The organism is Hymenobacter rubidus (assembly GCF_016734815.1).
GTDB classification, from domain to species: domain Bacteria; phylum Bacteroidota; class Bacteroidia; order Cytophagales; family Hymenobacteraceae; genus Hymenobacter; species Hymenobacter rubidus.
Genome location: NZ_JAERQF010000012.1, coordinates 106,753 through 119,354 on the forward strand (window position 1 = coordinate 106,753; position 12,602 = coordinate 119,354).

The 12,602-nt window shown below is 61.2% G+C and carries 11 protein-coding genes; 5 read left to right on the plus strand and 6 right to left on the minus strand.

Annotated elements, in window-relative coordinates; all coding sequences use genetic code 11:
* Positions 1-157 precede the first annotated feature (157 nt).
* The 3 genes from JKL48_RS10855 to JKL48_RS10865 form a co-directional block, all read right to left on the minus strand.
* Entirely contained in the window at positions 158-733 is a 576-nt protein-coding gene (locus JKL48_RS10855) for a fasciclin domain-containing protein (RefSeq protein ID WP_201982294.1), read from the minus strand.
* A gap of 181 nt (positions 734-914) precedes the next feature.
* Entirely contained in the window at positions 915-1,664 is a 750-nt protein-coding gene (locus tag JKL48_RS10860; protein ID WP_201982295.1) for a COG4705 family protein, read from the minus strand.
* Between the two features lie 210 nt (positions 1,665-1,874).
* Entirely contained in the window at positions 1,875-3,380 is a 1,506-nt protein-coding gene (locus JKL48_RS10865; RefSeq protein WP_201982297.1) for a DUF6056 family protein, read from the minus strand.
* 266 nt (positions 3,381-3,646) lie between these two features.
* Here JKL48_RS10865 and JKL48_RS10870 point away from each other — a divergent pair, with 266 nt between their 5' ends.
* Together JKL48_RS10870 and JKL48_RS10875 are read left to right on the plus strand one after the other, a co-directional pair.
* Positions 3,647-3,952 (plus strand): hypothetical protein, encoded by a 306-nt coding sequence (locus tag JKL48_RS10870; RefSeq protein ID WP_201982299.1) that lies wholly within the window; start codon positions 3,647-3,649, stop codon positions 3,950-3,952.
* Positions 3,953-4,003: 51 nt separating this feature from the next.
* Positions 4,004-5,740, plus strand: coding sequence for a T9SS type A sorting domain-containing protein (locus JKL48_RS10875; protein WP_201982300.1), 1,737 nt, complete (start codon positions 4,004-4,006; stop codon positions 5,738-5,740).
* A 55-nt stretch (positions 5,741-5,795) separates the two neighbouring features.
* Here JKL48_RS10875 and JKL48_RS10880 read toward each other — a convergent pair whose 3' ends face one another.
* Entirely contained in the window at positions 5,796-6,098 is a 303-nt protein-coding gene (locus JKL48_RS10880) for a hypothetical protein (protein ID WP_201982302.1), read from the minus strand.
* 315 nt (positions 6,099-6,413) lie between these two features.
* Between JKL48_RS10880 and JKL48_RS10885 the strand changes: the two genes are divergently transcribed.
* On the plus strand, positions 6,414-8,231 hold the full coding sequence (locus tag JKL48_RS10885) for a hypothetical protein (RefSeq protein ID WP_201982304.1): 1,818 nt from the start codon (positions 6,414-6,416) through the stop codon (positions 8,229-8,231).
* A gap of 77 nt (positions 8,232-8,308) precedes the next feature.
* On the opposite strand, the gene JKL48_RS10890 is transcribed toward JKL48_RS10885, so the two are convergent.
* Together JKL48_RS10890 and JKL48_RS10895 are read right to left on the minus strand one after the other, a co-directional pair.
* A complete protein-coding gene (locus tag JKL48_RS10890; protein WP_201982307.1) occupies positions 8,309-9,856 on the minus strand; it encodes a sigma 54-interacting transcriptional regulator in 1,548 nt (515 codons plus the stop codon).
* A 123-nt stretch (positions 9,857-9,979) separates the two neighbouring features.
* A complete protein-coding gene (locus JKL48_RS10895) occupies positions 9,980-11,086 on the minus strand; it encodes a vWA domain-containing protein (RefSeq protein ID WP_201982310.1) in 1,107 nt (368 codons plus the stop codon).
* A 163-nt stretch (positions 11,087-11,249) separates the two neighbouring features.
* On the opposite strand from JKL48_RS10895, the gene JKL48_RS10900 reads away from it, so the two are divergent.
* Together JKL48_RS10900 and JKL48_RS10905 are read left to right on the plus strand one after the other, a co-directional pair.
* The gene (locus tag JKL48_RS10900) at positions 11,250-11,531 is read left to right on the plus strand and encodes a DUF427 domain-containing protein (RefSeq protein ID WP_201982312.1); all 282 of its coding nucleotides are present in this window, start codon (positions 11,250-11,252) and stop codon (positions 11,529-11,531) included.
* A 222-nt stretch (positions 11,532-11,753) separates the two neighbouring features.
* Positions 11,754-12,593, plus strand: a complete 840-nt coding sequence (locus JKL48_RS10905) for a methylated-DNA--[protein]-cysteine S-methyltransferase (protein ID WP_201982315.1) — start codon at positions 11,754-11,756, stop codon at positions 12,591-12,593.
* Positions 12,594-12,602: the final 9 nt, after the last annotated feature.

Consider the following 12,602-nt stretch of genomic DNA (forward strand, 5'->3'; position numbering starts at 1 on the left):
TCACCTGTCATCCTGAGCAGCGCGAAGGACCTTCTCACGTTTGTGCAGTTTGAAATTACTGCAGACTGTTCGGCGATGAGAAGGTCCTTCGCGCTGCTCAGGATGACAGGCGGAGCGAGCGAGATACTTCGCTGCATGGCCGCTTTTGTCGTTGCTTTTACTTTGGCAGTTCGGCGTTGGGCTTCAGTTGGTTCCGGGAGAAGGGAATCATCACGTCGTCGATGAGGTGAATGACGCCGTTGTTGCACAGAATGTAGGCGTTGCGCAATTCAACGGGCGCCGTGTTGAGGCCGGAGACGAATATTTTGGGTCCCTGCGCGGTTATTTTGATGTTGAGCACCGTGTTAAGGGTGCGCAGGCTTTGGCCGGCTTTGAGGGCTTCGGTGGTGTAGCGGCCGGGCACGACGTGGAATTTCATCATCAGGTCGAACTGGTGCGGGTCGATGCCTTTGACCGAGCTGCTGGTCAGCTTAACCCCTTTTTCTTCGAGGCGGTCGAAGGCGTCGTTGGTGGGCGCGAAGACGGTGTACTGCACTTTGGGCGTGCTATTCAGAATGGAATCGAGCTTGGCCAGCTTCAGGGCCGAATAGAACCGCGAGGCGATGCCCATCATGGCCAGGGTTTGCCCCACGGTCTTGCCCTGTACCGGCGGCACGGGCTTGAGGGTTTGGGCCTGGGCCTGGACGGATGCCAGGGTGAGCAGGAACAAGAAAACGAGTAAGAGACGGCGCATAAAGAATGAAATTTTTGGGCAAGATAAATTATTTCACCGTTTCATAGATATAGCCATACGGTGAATGCCCGGCGTGCACGCATTTTGGCTGCTTGCGCTAGCCGCATAACCTAAAAGCACGCGCCCGACTGCGCGCCGTCGGAACAAGGCGTGCTTGCTGCTTTTTCACCCGTTGCGTTCCTTACAGCAACGTCCGAGGGTCGGCGGTTGCCGGTCTTCGCAGTGTTTCGTACAGCACCAGGACCACCAACAGCCCAAACAGAATCAGCGAAGCGCCCTGGGTGCCAAATCCCAGGCCCTGCTTGCTGGTGGGTTTGGTGAGCAGGTCGCCAAACGTGGCTCCGAAGGGCCGCGTGAGCACAAACGCCACCCAGAACAGCAGCACCCGCGAAATGCGGGTGAAGTAATAGGCCAGCACCAGCACGGCCAGCAGACTGCCAATGAGCAAGGCGCCGCCACCAAACCCCAGCCCGGAATCATCGGCCAGAAAGTCGCCCAGGGCCGTACCCAGCGTGTTGGAAACCAGAATAGCGGCCCAGTAAAAGATTTCCCCGGTGCGGGTTTTGATTTCGGTGACGGACAAGGACTTTTCGCGCAGCCACCACAGCCCCAGCACGAGTACCAGCAGCGACACCAGAATGAGGGAGCCGGTGGCGTAACCCAATTCCAGGGTGCGGTCCATGTAGTCGGAAAGGGTGGTGCCGGCCGTGCTCGTGGCCAAAATGGTGGCCCAGTACAGGGCCGGGATGTAGCGCGATACGGCCAGCTGCCCCAGCAGCAGCACCGCAAAAAAGCCCAGCAACATCAGGGAGCTGGCGCCGTAGCCCACCTTCATGGTTTGGGCCAGCTGGTCGCCGGCTGTTTCGCCCAGCGTCGTGGCGCAGATTTTCATTATCCAGAATAAGAGGGTAACCGCCGCGATTTTTTTCATGGGAGCAGGGAAATGAATGATGCGCAAAAATTGCCGCCCTTCCTGTTGATTTCCTGTTGTAAAGAAGCTGAAGTTGTTTAGCAAGACGGTTCCGCCCGGTCCAACGCCGTAGGCGTCCGACCGGCAAACGACACCCTTCCGAAACAGCTTCGCTGTTTCGGCATTTGGCAGCTTTTCAGGCAGTGCACACATTCGGAGCCCTGGCCTCATTCAGGGCTGAGGCAGCGGCGGGGGCTCCGATAGCCGCACGCTGCGGATGCCGTAGTAATGGGCCAGGAACAGGTTGTTTTTCTGCCGGGCATCCTCAAACAATTCTACGTGCACATCGGCCCGCTGCCGGGCCGATGGAATGGGCGCCAGCAGTCCCCAGACCTGCGGCAGCCGGAGCGGCGGCACCACGGCCGCGGCCTGCCTCCCCCGGCGGTGCGCTGCGTTCAGCAGGTTGTAGCGGGCCTGCATCTGCCGGGCGTAATCGGGGGCCATGAACAAGAGCTCCTGCCAGGCCTGACGTGTTTGCCCCGTCAGCAGGAGAAGTAGTCCCAGCGCCCCCAGGGCCGGATGCAACGCCCGCCCGCGCCACTCGGGCAGCCTGCCCGGCAGCCGCTCCCGCGCCCACAAAGCCAGGGCAGTGGTCGAAACCAGCAGTTGCACTACCAACACGTTCACCACCCGGCCGGGCAGGGCTTCCACCCACATATCATGTAAGTAAAAGGCCTTCAAAAAGGCGACGCCGGCACAATTGAGCAGTGCGAAGCCCCCCAGCACCAGCCCCAGCTCGCGCCGACTAGTCGCAGGGCGGACCCGGCCGGCCGAAGCCGTGCCGAGCACCGCAACGGCCAGCAGCAGCGCGGCCCCAGCCACCGGCGGGCGCGCCGCCAGCCGGGCAGTCGCCAGCGCGGTATGGGGCCCAAGCAACAGCCAGCGGTGGTAAGGGCCAGCGGGGTCGGGGTCGGCCATGCCGTGGCGCTCGCGGTTGCCCGGCGCCCCCACCAATACCCCGGCCGTGATGAAAAACACCCCCACCCAAAGCGCCCGCAGCTGCCGGAAGCCGGCCGACGCTGCCGTGGCCTGAGCCCTGGGCCACAGCAGCGCCCCCGCCAGCAACACCCCGCAGCAGAGCATGGCCACCTCGCCGCCCCCCACGGCTCCTATCAGGCTGAGGGTGGCCAACCCGGCCCATCGCCCCCGCCCCCGTGCTCCCGGTGGCAGGCGCCCGGCCCGCAGCAAGGCCGCAGCGAAACCCAGGGTGAACACCAGCGGCAGCCCATAATTAAGGGCTCCGCTGTACCAGAAAAGCAGCGAAAACGGTTCAGGCAGTGCATTCAGGCTTAATATGGCCACGGCCAGCGCGGCTCCCCAGCTAAACGAGTGGCCATGCAGCTCATCAGCAGGCGCAAGCACTAATTGCAGGGCCCGAAAAAGCTGTTGCAGCGCCAAAACCAGGCTCAGCGCCAGCGTGATTAATGCCCCGCGCAATACCCAGAGCCCCGCCGGCGCCGCCCCGTGGCGTTCCATCAGGGAAAGCGGGTTGAGCAGCGTGGACACCCCAATGACCACGAAGCGCCCCGACCAATGCGTGTACCAATACCATTGCGCCCCCCAGCGCCCGAGCCGGGCCACGGTTGCAGCATTGTCGAAGTCATCGATGGCGGGCTGGGCAAACAACATAAGCCCCAGAAACGGCAGCAGCGCCAGCAGCAGGGTGGCGAAGGGCAAGGTCTTGGATAATGTGAATCGGTTCAGCATAGTCATACGCAGCGCAAAGATGCTCCGAGTAGCAGCAGCGCCTTGCCTGCTACTTACTAAATCGGTGACAGTTAGAAAACGCTAGCCGGGCTTGGCGTTCTATTTTGCGTCTCCCTGGCTACTTGTCCCAAAACCCAAGCTATGTTTAGTTGCCTCTTCCCGGCGCTCCTGGTTTTGCTGCTGGGCATGGCCCCGACTGCACAAGCCCAACCCACGTCGGCCAAACCCCCTTGGCAATGGGTGCAGCCCTTGCAGGCGCCCGAACTGGAGGTGACCTCACCGCCACCGCCGTGGCGCGCGACCGGCACGGCGACTATTACCTGACCGGCCATGCCAGCGGTACGGTGCTGATGGGCGGCGTCTGGCTGCGCGGGCGCGGGGAAAAGCAGGCCTTCGTGGCCCGGCTGGGGCCGGACTGCCGCTGCCGCCGGGCCAGCGCCCTGCCCACCCCCACCGGCCGCCTAGGCGCCGGCCAGAGCATCGCCGTCGATGGCACAGGGCATGTATGGGTGAGCGGCAGCATGCCAATACGGCCCATATAGCTGACCATTTGAGTATTATTGCTTTATCTTTCCTTCTTGCCCGGCTCTGCCATGAAAAAAATCTGTACCATTTTATTTGCAGGAGCGGCCTGCACGGTCTTGCCGCCCAGCCGGGCCACTGCCCAAGCGCCCACCATCACCCGCTTTGCTCCCGGCCGCAATGCCATGGATGCCTCGGCATCTGGCGACGCTGAGCTGACGTTTTCGCAGCCCGTAGCCGGCGCCAGCGGCATTCGGGTATTTGGCAACCGGCGCAACGGCCTCCTTACCGGAACGGTGCGGGGCGACGGCACCACCCAGCTGGGCTTCCACACCACCCAGGGCTTTGGGCTGGGCGCAACGGTGAGCGTGACCGTGCCGGCCTCGGTGCACGGCACCGGCGCGGGCAGCCCGGCCGTGGCCGGCACCGTGTACCAGTTCCGTACCCAGGCGGGCAGTGGGCTTTTCACTCCGGATTTTGTTGGGAGCAGCAGCTTGCCCGAGGTGGGCACCGCCCTGTACGAACCCACCCTGGCCGACCTCAACAACGATGGCCTGCTCGACCTGCTGCTGGCCGACGCCCAAAACGACCGGGTGCGTCTGCGCCTCGGCAGCTCCGCCAGCCCAGGCTTCTTTGGGCCCGCCACCTTGCTTAGTACCGGCCCGCAGCCCGGCAGCATTGCCGTGGCCGACATGAACAACGACGGCCAGCTCGACCTGCTCACCAGCTCCAACGGCAGTGCGCTGCGCATGGTATCGGTGGCACTGGGCGACGGCCTCGGGGGCTTTGGCGCCGCGGTGGCCGTGCCCATGGCGGGCACTCCCGGCCGCGTGCAGGTGGGCGACGTGAATGCCGACGGCAACCTCGACTTTGTGGTGCCCGTGCTGGCGCCGGCCGGGTCTGCTTCGACGGTGCTGGCCGTGCGCCTGGGCAACGGCCAGGGCAGCTTCACGGCTGCGCCCGATGTGCCGCTGGACCTAAGTGCCAGCAGCCCGAACCTTCACTTAGCCGATTTTAACAACGACGGCCAGCTCGACTGCCTGGTGGGCAGCACCTCCACCAACCTGCTGAAAACCTACCTCGGCAACGGCCAAGGCGGCTTTGTGCTCGCTGGCACCGCCCCTATCGCCCGCACCGGCCCCACCGACGTAGCCGACCTGACCGGCGATGGGGTGCTGGACGTGGTGATGGCCGATGGCCCCGGCAATGCCGTGCGCCTGTACCCTGGCACCGGGCAGGGCGGTTTCGGCGCGGCCACCGTCTTCGCGGTGACCAATCCCAGCAGCGTAATGGCCACGGGCGAGCCGAATGGCGTTGGCATTTTTGCAACCTATAACTCCACGACCGGTTCGGGCACGGCGGCGTGGCACAAGGCCTCCTATAGCACCGCTTTCACCGCCCCCCGGCTCATGAGCAACTGCGCCGGCACCGCTTTGGCCATGGGCACCGTCTACGGTGGTTTCCCGCTGCTGGTCATCGTCGACAATGGCTTGAATGGAAGCAGCCCCAACGTCAAGGCCCGTCTCAACCAAGTGGTGACGGCCTCCCGAACTTCGGCCAACGCCTTGCTGCTGACCTGCTACCCCAACCCCGCCCACGGCACCGTGCAACTGGCGCTGCCAACGGGCGCAGCCCGCAACGGGCGCGTGGAGCTATACAATGGCCTGGGCCAGCGCGTGAGCCGGCAGGAATTGCCAACGGGCGGGCCCACCACGCTCGACATCAGCCACCTGCCCGCTGGTCTCTACACCCTGCGCGCCACCGCCGAGGGTCTGGGAACCAGTACCCAGTCCCTGGCGATTGAGTAAGCAGAGTACAGAATACCGCAAAAGCCCCGCACACCTGTTGGCATGCGGGGCTTTTTCAACACTCCTTCCGCCGACTACCGCCGACGGCGGGCTTTTCTTCTTCGTCCTCGTCGTCGTCATCCTCGCCAAAGCTGGGCATGGTGAACATCGAAGAAAGCAAGTCCTTGAACTGGGCGCCGGCCGTGAGGCGGTTGCGCGAAATCAGGCTGTGCTCGGCCAGGCCGTGGAGCAGGAATTCCATGAGGAAATAGGTGTGCTCGGGCGTTTCGTTGGGGTGCAGCTCGTTCACGATGTCGCGCAGGCCGGGCACCTCGTCCAGCGCTTTGCGGTAGTCGGCCGTGCTGGCATCGTGCAGCAAGTCGAGGGTCTTGCCATTGCCAAACCACTCCTGAATGGTCTTGTACGGCGAAGGGCGATTTTTAAGCTTCTTGGACTTGTCGGGGTCGGGGAAATAGTTCAGGAACAGCGTGCGAATGGCCTGGCGGTCTTTTTTGTAGCCTCACTCCTATGCTAGTGATGCCGCCCCGTGGTGGACCCGACCAACAGCGTATGCCATGCGTCGTCGGGCGGCACAGCGGCCACTATTGACACATCCTGGAATTTGTAATCGGTCAGGAAACGGGCAAATTATGAGTAGATTTACCCTTACCTATTTCTTTCTTGAACTTATTGTATGACCACTACAGTATTTTTTGGGTTAGGCCAGCTGTATCAGCGGCTGGTGCTTGGACTTGGCCTGCTACTGGTAGTACATGGCACTATCCAGGCTCAATGTGGGCTAGGCGTGAGCATAAGCCCCGCTGGTACTGTGAGCCTGCCGGCTAGCGGCTCCCTCACGCTCACGGCGGCGGCCAACACCCCCGGCTTCAACGTCGGGGGCCAGGGCTGTGGCACGGGCACCATTCGGTCCATCGTGCCATTGCCCGATTGCAAGGCATTCGTACTTGGAGCTTTTTTACGCTACAACAATGACCCGGCTACGCCCCTTGGGATGATTCGCATAAATGCCGATGGGCTGCGCGATGTTAGTTTTAATGCAGGTGGCACAGGTTTCAGCGGCGGCCTCAGCGGTAGCGGCACCGTGCATGCAGTAGTGGTGCAGCCCGATGGTAAAATTCTGGTCGGTGGAGAATTCACCACTTACAACGGCCTGCCGGTATCGCGGGGCTTGGTGCGACTGAATCCAAACGGCAGCCTCGACCCCAGCTTCAACGCTGGGGGCACGGGTTTCGGTGGCACCAATACCAGCACCGTATATTCGCTGGCCGTGCTGCCCAATGGCAGCATTCTGGCCGGCAGCACGGCCACTTCCTACAATGGCGACACAGATGCACCCGATTTACTGGTACGCCTCTTTCCCGATGGCAGCCTCGACCCCAGCTTCAACGTAGGGGGCGATGGTTTTTATCCCGCGTACGGCGTCATCAGCAACTTGCTCGTGCTGCCCAGCGGCAAAATTCTGGCCGGCGGCGAATTTTCGGCTTACAACCTCACAAGTTATAGCCCCCGTTTTCTGCAGCGCCTGCGCCTGATGCGCCTCGAGGCCGATGGCAGCCCGGATGCCACCTTCATGCCTCAGCCGCCGGGCCAGGTGTCGGGCTTTAACGTGAATGTGCGCGGCCTCACCCTGCTGGCCGATGGTAGCATCACGGTTTGTAGCTCTTCCACTACGCTTAGTGGAAGCGCCATTCCGTTTGGCTTGGTCAAGCTGACCCCCAATGGCGTGCTCGACCCCACCTTTAACACGGCCGGCGCCAACTTCGATAGCTTTGCGTCCCAAGTAATAGAGCAACCCGGGGGCAAGCTGCTCGTGGGGGGGAACATGACCACCTACCAGGGCGTACCCGTTTCGCGCTACCTGCTGCGTCTTAACCCCAACGGCACTGTAGATACGAGCTTTAACTCGGGCGGAACCGGCTTCGACCAATACGTGGGGGCCATTGCCGTGCAAGCCGATGGCCGCATCATCGTGGGAGGTAATTTAGGCTCCTACAATGGGGTGCAGGTCCCGCCCACGCTGTTTCGCCTCAACGCCGATGCCAGCCCCAATGCCACCAGCCAACCCGTGCCAGGGGCCACCTACCGTTGGAATACTGGCGCGACCACACCCAACCTCACCGTCGCTACGCCCGGTACCTACTCGGTTGCCGTCACTGCTGGCGGAAACACTGTTCAATCAAGCAATGTGACCGTACCGGCTGCCGTGATGGCTACTCGTCAGAACAGCCTCCTGCCAACAGCCACGACGCTTTTTCCCAATCCGGCCAGTCATGCTACCACTTTGCTTTTGCCTGCTGGCCCTGGTGCTCCCCGCATAGAAATAGCCTTATACAATGCCCTGGGCCAATGCCTGCGTACGTATGCGCCACGCCCGCTGCCCGCCACTGGTCTGAAAACCGATTTGGATATTAGCAACTTAGCCAGCGGGCTGTATTCGCTTCGCCTAACAGTCGAAGGCTGCTCTATTCACCGGCCGCTGCTTGTGGATTGATGTTCAACCGGGCTGTAATTAAAAAAGCCCCGCGCACCAATCGGTACGCGGGGCTTTTTCAACACTCCTTCCGCCGACTACCGCCGACGGCGTGGCTTCTCGTCCTCATCCTCGTCGTCGTCATCCTCGCCGAAGCTGGGCATGGTGAACATCGAAGAAAGCAAGTCCTTGAACTGGGCACCGGCCGTGAGGCGGTTGCGCGAAATCAGGCTGTGCTCGGCCAGGCCGTGGAGCAGGAATTCCATCAGGAAGTAGGTGTGCTCGGGCGTTTCGTTGGGGTGCAGCTCGGTCACGATGTCGCGCAGGCCGGGCACGTTGTCGAGGGCCTTGCGGTAGTCCTCGGTGCTGGCGTCATGCAGCAGGTCCAGCGTGTTGCCGTTGCCGAACCACTCCTGCACCGTTTTGTAGGGCGAGACGCGGTTTTTGAGCTTTTTGCTCTTGTCGGGGTCGGGGAAATAGTTCAGGAACAGCGTGCGAATGGCTTTGCCCATCAGCTTCTCGGCCACAATGCCGGCGCCCTCCTGCTCGCCTTCGTACACCAGCTCTACCTTGCCCGTCACGGCGGGCACGGCCGAGATGAAGTCGCCCAGGCGCACGTAGGTGTTGCTTTCGCCATTCACCAGGGCCCGGCGCTCAGCCCCGGCAATTACCTGCTCGTAGGCCGAGATGGTGAGGCGGGCCGACACGCCCGACTTGGCGTCCACAAACTCGGAGCCGCGCGCCTCCACGGCCACCTGCTCCACCAGGTCGTGGATGATTTCGTTGCTCGTCACCATGCCCTTCTGCTCGTCTTTGATGCGGGCTTCCTGCTTGGTGATGCGCTTGCCGATTTCAATCGACTTCGGATAGTGCGTAATAATCTGGGCGTCAATCCGGTCCTTGAGCGGCGTCACGATTGAGCCACGGTTGGTGTAATCCTCGGGGTTGGCGGTGAAAACGAACTGGATATCGAGCGGCAGCCGCACCTTGAAACCGCGAATCTGGATATCGCCCTCCTGCAGGATGTTGAACAGCGACACCTGGATGCGCGCCTGCAAATCGGGCAGCTCGTTAATCACGAAAATGCCCCGGTGTGCCCGCGGAATCAGGCCGAAGTGAATCACCCGCTCGTCGCTGTAGGGCAGTTTTAGGGTAGCGGCCTTGATGGGGTCAGCGTCGCCGATGAGGTCGGCCACCGATACGTCGGGCGTGGCCAGCTTCTCGGTGTAGCGCTCGTCGCGGTGCACCCAGGCCACGGGCGTGTTGTCGCCGTGCTCGGCAATGAGGTTTTTGGCGAATACCGACAGCGGCTGCAGCGGGTCGTCGTTCAGCTCCGAGCCGGCCACCACGGGCATGTAGTCATCAAGCAGGTTGATGAGCAGGCGCGCAATGCGGGTTTTGGCCTGCCCGCGCAGGCCCAGCAGGTTGATGTGGTGCCCGGCCAGAATGGCACGCTGCAGCTCCGGAATCACGGTTTCGTCGTAGCCGAAGATGCCGGGAAACACGTCTTCCTTCACGCGGAGCTTGCGGATGAGGTTTTCCCGCAATTCGGCTTTCACCGAGCGGGATTTGTAGGCCGACTTTTTCAGCTGACCCAGGGTGGTGATGTGTGCGAAATGGTTGGTTGGAAGCTGGTCGTTGGCCATGAAGGGAAATTAATTGTCATCCTGAGCAGCGCGAAGGACCTTATCACGTCCGCGCTGATTGCATTAAGTGAACTGAAAAAGGCAGCCGTGATAAGATGCTTCCTTCGTCAGCATGACAGACTGTTACAGCGTCTTGCGCCGGTTTTTTTTGTAGTCCTCGAACACGAGGTGCCCCAGCCCTTTCAGGCCCGAATAGTAGGCCTTTCCCTGGTTTACCTCCGTGAATTCCTCCACGAATTTCTGCAAATACGGGTCGGAGGTAATCATGAACGTGGTGATGGGAATTTTGACGCGGCGCGCGGCGGCGGCCAGGTTCAGCGTCTTGTTCACCACCTTGCGGTCGAGGCCAAAGCTGTTTTTGTAATAGCCGTTGCCCTCTTTCAGGCAGGTGGGCTTGCCGTCGGTAATCATGAAAATCTGCTTGTTGGGCGTTTTGCGCTTGCGGAGCAGGTCCATGGCCAGCTCCAGGCCGGCCACGGTGTTGGTGTGGTAGGGGCCCACCTGCAGGTAGGGCAAGTCCTTCACCTCAATCTGCCAGGCGTCGTTGCCGAACACGATGACGTCGAGAAAATCCTTGGGGTATTTCTGCTTCACCAGCTCGGCCAGGGCCATGGCCACTTTCTTGGCCGGCGTGATGCGGTCCTCGCCGTAGAGTATCATCGAGTGCGAGATGTCAATCATCAGCACGGTGCTGGTTTGGCTCTTGTGCTCGTTTTCGCGCACTTCGAGGTCGCCTTCGGTCAGCATGAAGTCGTCGCCCTCCATGCCGTGGTTGAGCTGGGCGTTGCGGATGGACTCCGACATCTGAATAGATTCCAGCGAATCGCCGAAGCGAAACTCGCGCAGGTCAGTGCTCTGCTCGTCGCCCTGCCCGGTGTGGGGCGTGCGGTGGTTGCCGGTGCTGCTCTTTTTTAGCTTCCCGAAAATCTCCTCTAAGGCACTCTTGCGAATGCCCTGCTCGGTTTTGGGCGTAATCTTAAATTCGCCCTTTTCCTGCTCATTCTCATCGATGTAGCCTTTTTTCTTCAGGTCATCGATGAAGTTGCCCATGCCGTAGTTGTCGTCGGTGAGGCCATACTGCTTGTCGAGCTCATTGAGCCACTGCAGGGCCTCGCCCACATCGCCGCTGGTGATGGTGACAAGCTGCATAAACAGCTTAAATAACGACTCGAAGCCCTTCTCGGGTTGGTCTTCGGGCACAAAATCGCGGAAGCGGAAGCCAACGGCCATATAATTTCTCTTTCAGGATAGGCTTAGAAAACAAGCGCAGTACGGGCAATGTTCAATTGGCTCATCTGTCATTCCGAGCAGAGCGAGGAATCTGAGGTGTAATAACCGCATTCTCCAGATTCTTCGCTCTGTTCGGAATGACATTTCCACTCCCAACCCACCCATGAAAGCCATCTGGAACAACACCGTCGTAGCCGAAAGCAACGATACCATTGTCGTCGAAAACAACCACTATTTTCCCGCCGATTCCATCAAAAAAGAGTTTTTTGAAGACAGCATCGCCCAGACTTCCTGCCCCTGGAAAGGCCGCGCCAGCTACTATTCGCTGAACGTGAACGGCGATAAAAACAAAGACGCCGCCTGGTACTACCCTGAACCGAAGGATGCGGCCAAGGAAATAAAAGGCCGCGTAGCCTTTTGGAAAGGCGTGAAGGTGGAGAAGTAAAAGCGCTACTCCTGCTATAACTGTCCAAAGACCGTCCGGCTGAGCGCAGTCGAAGCATCTCTACCACATCGCCAGGACCGTTGCAACAAAGCGGTAGAGATGCTTCGGCTGCGCTCAGCATGACGTTCTTTTTTTCGATGAGCCTACTCAAACTGCGCAAGAATCGGGTTTCGCTCCTTGCTGTTCAACGCGAAATTTGTAGTCAATCAGCGAATCATTCCCATGACTGACTATGAGCGCATCGCCGCAGCGCTGGCTTACGCCGGAGCCCATTTTCACACGCAGCCCAGCCTGGAGGAGCTGGCGGCCCAGGCGCACTGGAGCCCGTTTCACTTCCAGCGCAAGTTTCAGGAGTGGGCCGGCGTTTCGCCCAAGAAATTTCTGCAATTCCTGAGCCTGGAGCACGCCAAGCGGATGCTTCGCCAGGCTGCCTCCCTGGCAGAGGCAGCCCACGAAACCGGCTTGTCCGGCACCGGCCGCCTGCACCACCTATTCGTGACGCTGGAAGCCATGACGCCCGGCGAATACCGCCACGGCGGCGCGGCCCTGACCATTCGCTACAGCTTCGGCGAAAGCTCGTTTGGCCGCTACCTGGTGGCCTCTACGGAAAAGGGCATCTGCAAGCTGGCGTTTGCGGAAGACGACGCAGCGGCCTTGAATGAGCTGCGCCTGGAATGGCCCAATGCCACATTTGCCGCAGCCGAAACGGCCAGCCACGGGCAGGCAACCCGGTTTTTTACCCGCAATTTTACTCCCCCCGACCGGTTGCACCTGCACCTGAAAGGCACGCCTTTCCAACTCAAAAGCTGGGAGTCGCTGCTGCGCATTCCGGAAGGCGAGCTGCGGACCTATTCCCAACTCGCCGCCGCTGCCGGGCAAGGTGCCGCCGTGCGAGCCGCCGGCACCGCCACCGGGGCCAATCCGGTGGCCTACCTCATTCCCTGCCACCGCGTCATTCGGCAAACCGGTGAGCTGGGCCAGTACCGCTGGGGCGCCCCACGCAAAGCGGCGCTGGTGGGCTGGGAAGCGGCGCGCCCCGAGGCCCTCCCTCACCCTGCGTAAGAGCCGAAC

What these genes read in the sequence shown, in the direction of transcription:
- JKL48_RS10895 (WP_201982310.1), bottom strand. Translation starts at nt 11,086, where the DNA reads ATGGCCGTTGGCTTCCGCTTCCGCGATTTTGTGCCCGAAGACCAACCC.
- JKL48_RS10855 (WP_201982294.1), bottom strand. Translation starts at nt 733, where the DNA reads ATGCGCCGTCTCTTACTCGTTTTCTTGTTCCTGCTCACCCTGGCATCC.
- JKL48_RS10900 (WP_201982312.1), top strand. Translation starts at nt 11,250, where the DNA reads ATGAAAGCCATCTGGAACAACACCGTCGTAGCCGAAAGCAACGATACC.
- JKL48_RS10905 (WP_201982315.1), top strand. Translation starts at nt 11,754, where the DNA reads ATGACTGACTATGAGCGCATCGCCGCAGCGCTGGCTTACGCCGGAGCC.
- JKL48_RS10875 (WP_201982300.1), top strand. Translation starts at nt 4,004, where the DNA reads ATGAAAAAAATCTGTACCATTTTATTTGCAGGAGCGGCCTGCACGGTC.
- JKL48_RS10885 (WP_201982304.1), top strand. Translation starts at nt 6,414, where the DNA reads ATGACCACTACAGTATTTTTTGGGTTAGGCCAGCTGTATCAGCGGCTG.
- JKL48_RS10890 (WP_201982307.1), bottom strand. Translation starts at nt 9,856, where the DNA reads ATGGCCAACGACCAGCTTCCAACCAACCATTTCGCACACATCACCACC.
- JKL48_RS10860 (WP_201982295.1), bottom strand. Translation starts at nt 1,664, where the DNA reads ATGAAAAAAATCGCGGCGGTTACCCTCTTATTCTGGATAATGAAAATC.
- JKL48_RS10870 (WP_201982299.1), top strand. Translation starts at nt 3,647, where the DNA reads ATGGGTGCAGCCCTTGCAGGCGCCCGAACTGGAGGTGACCTCACCGCC.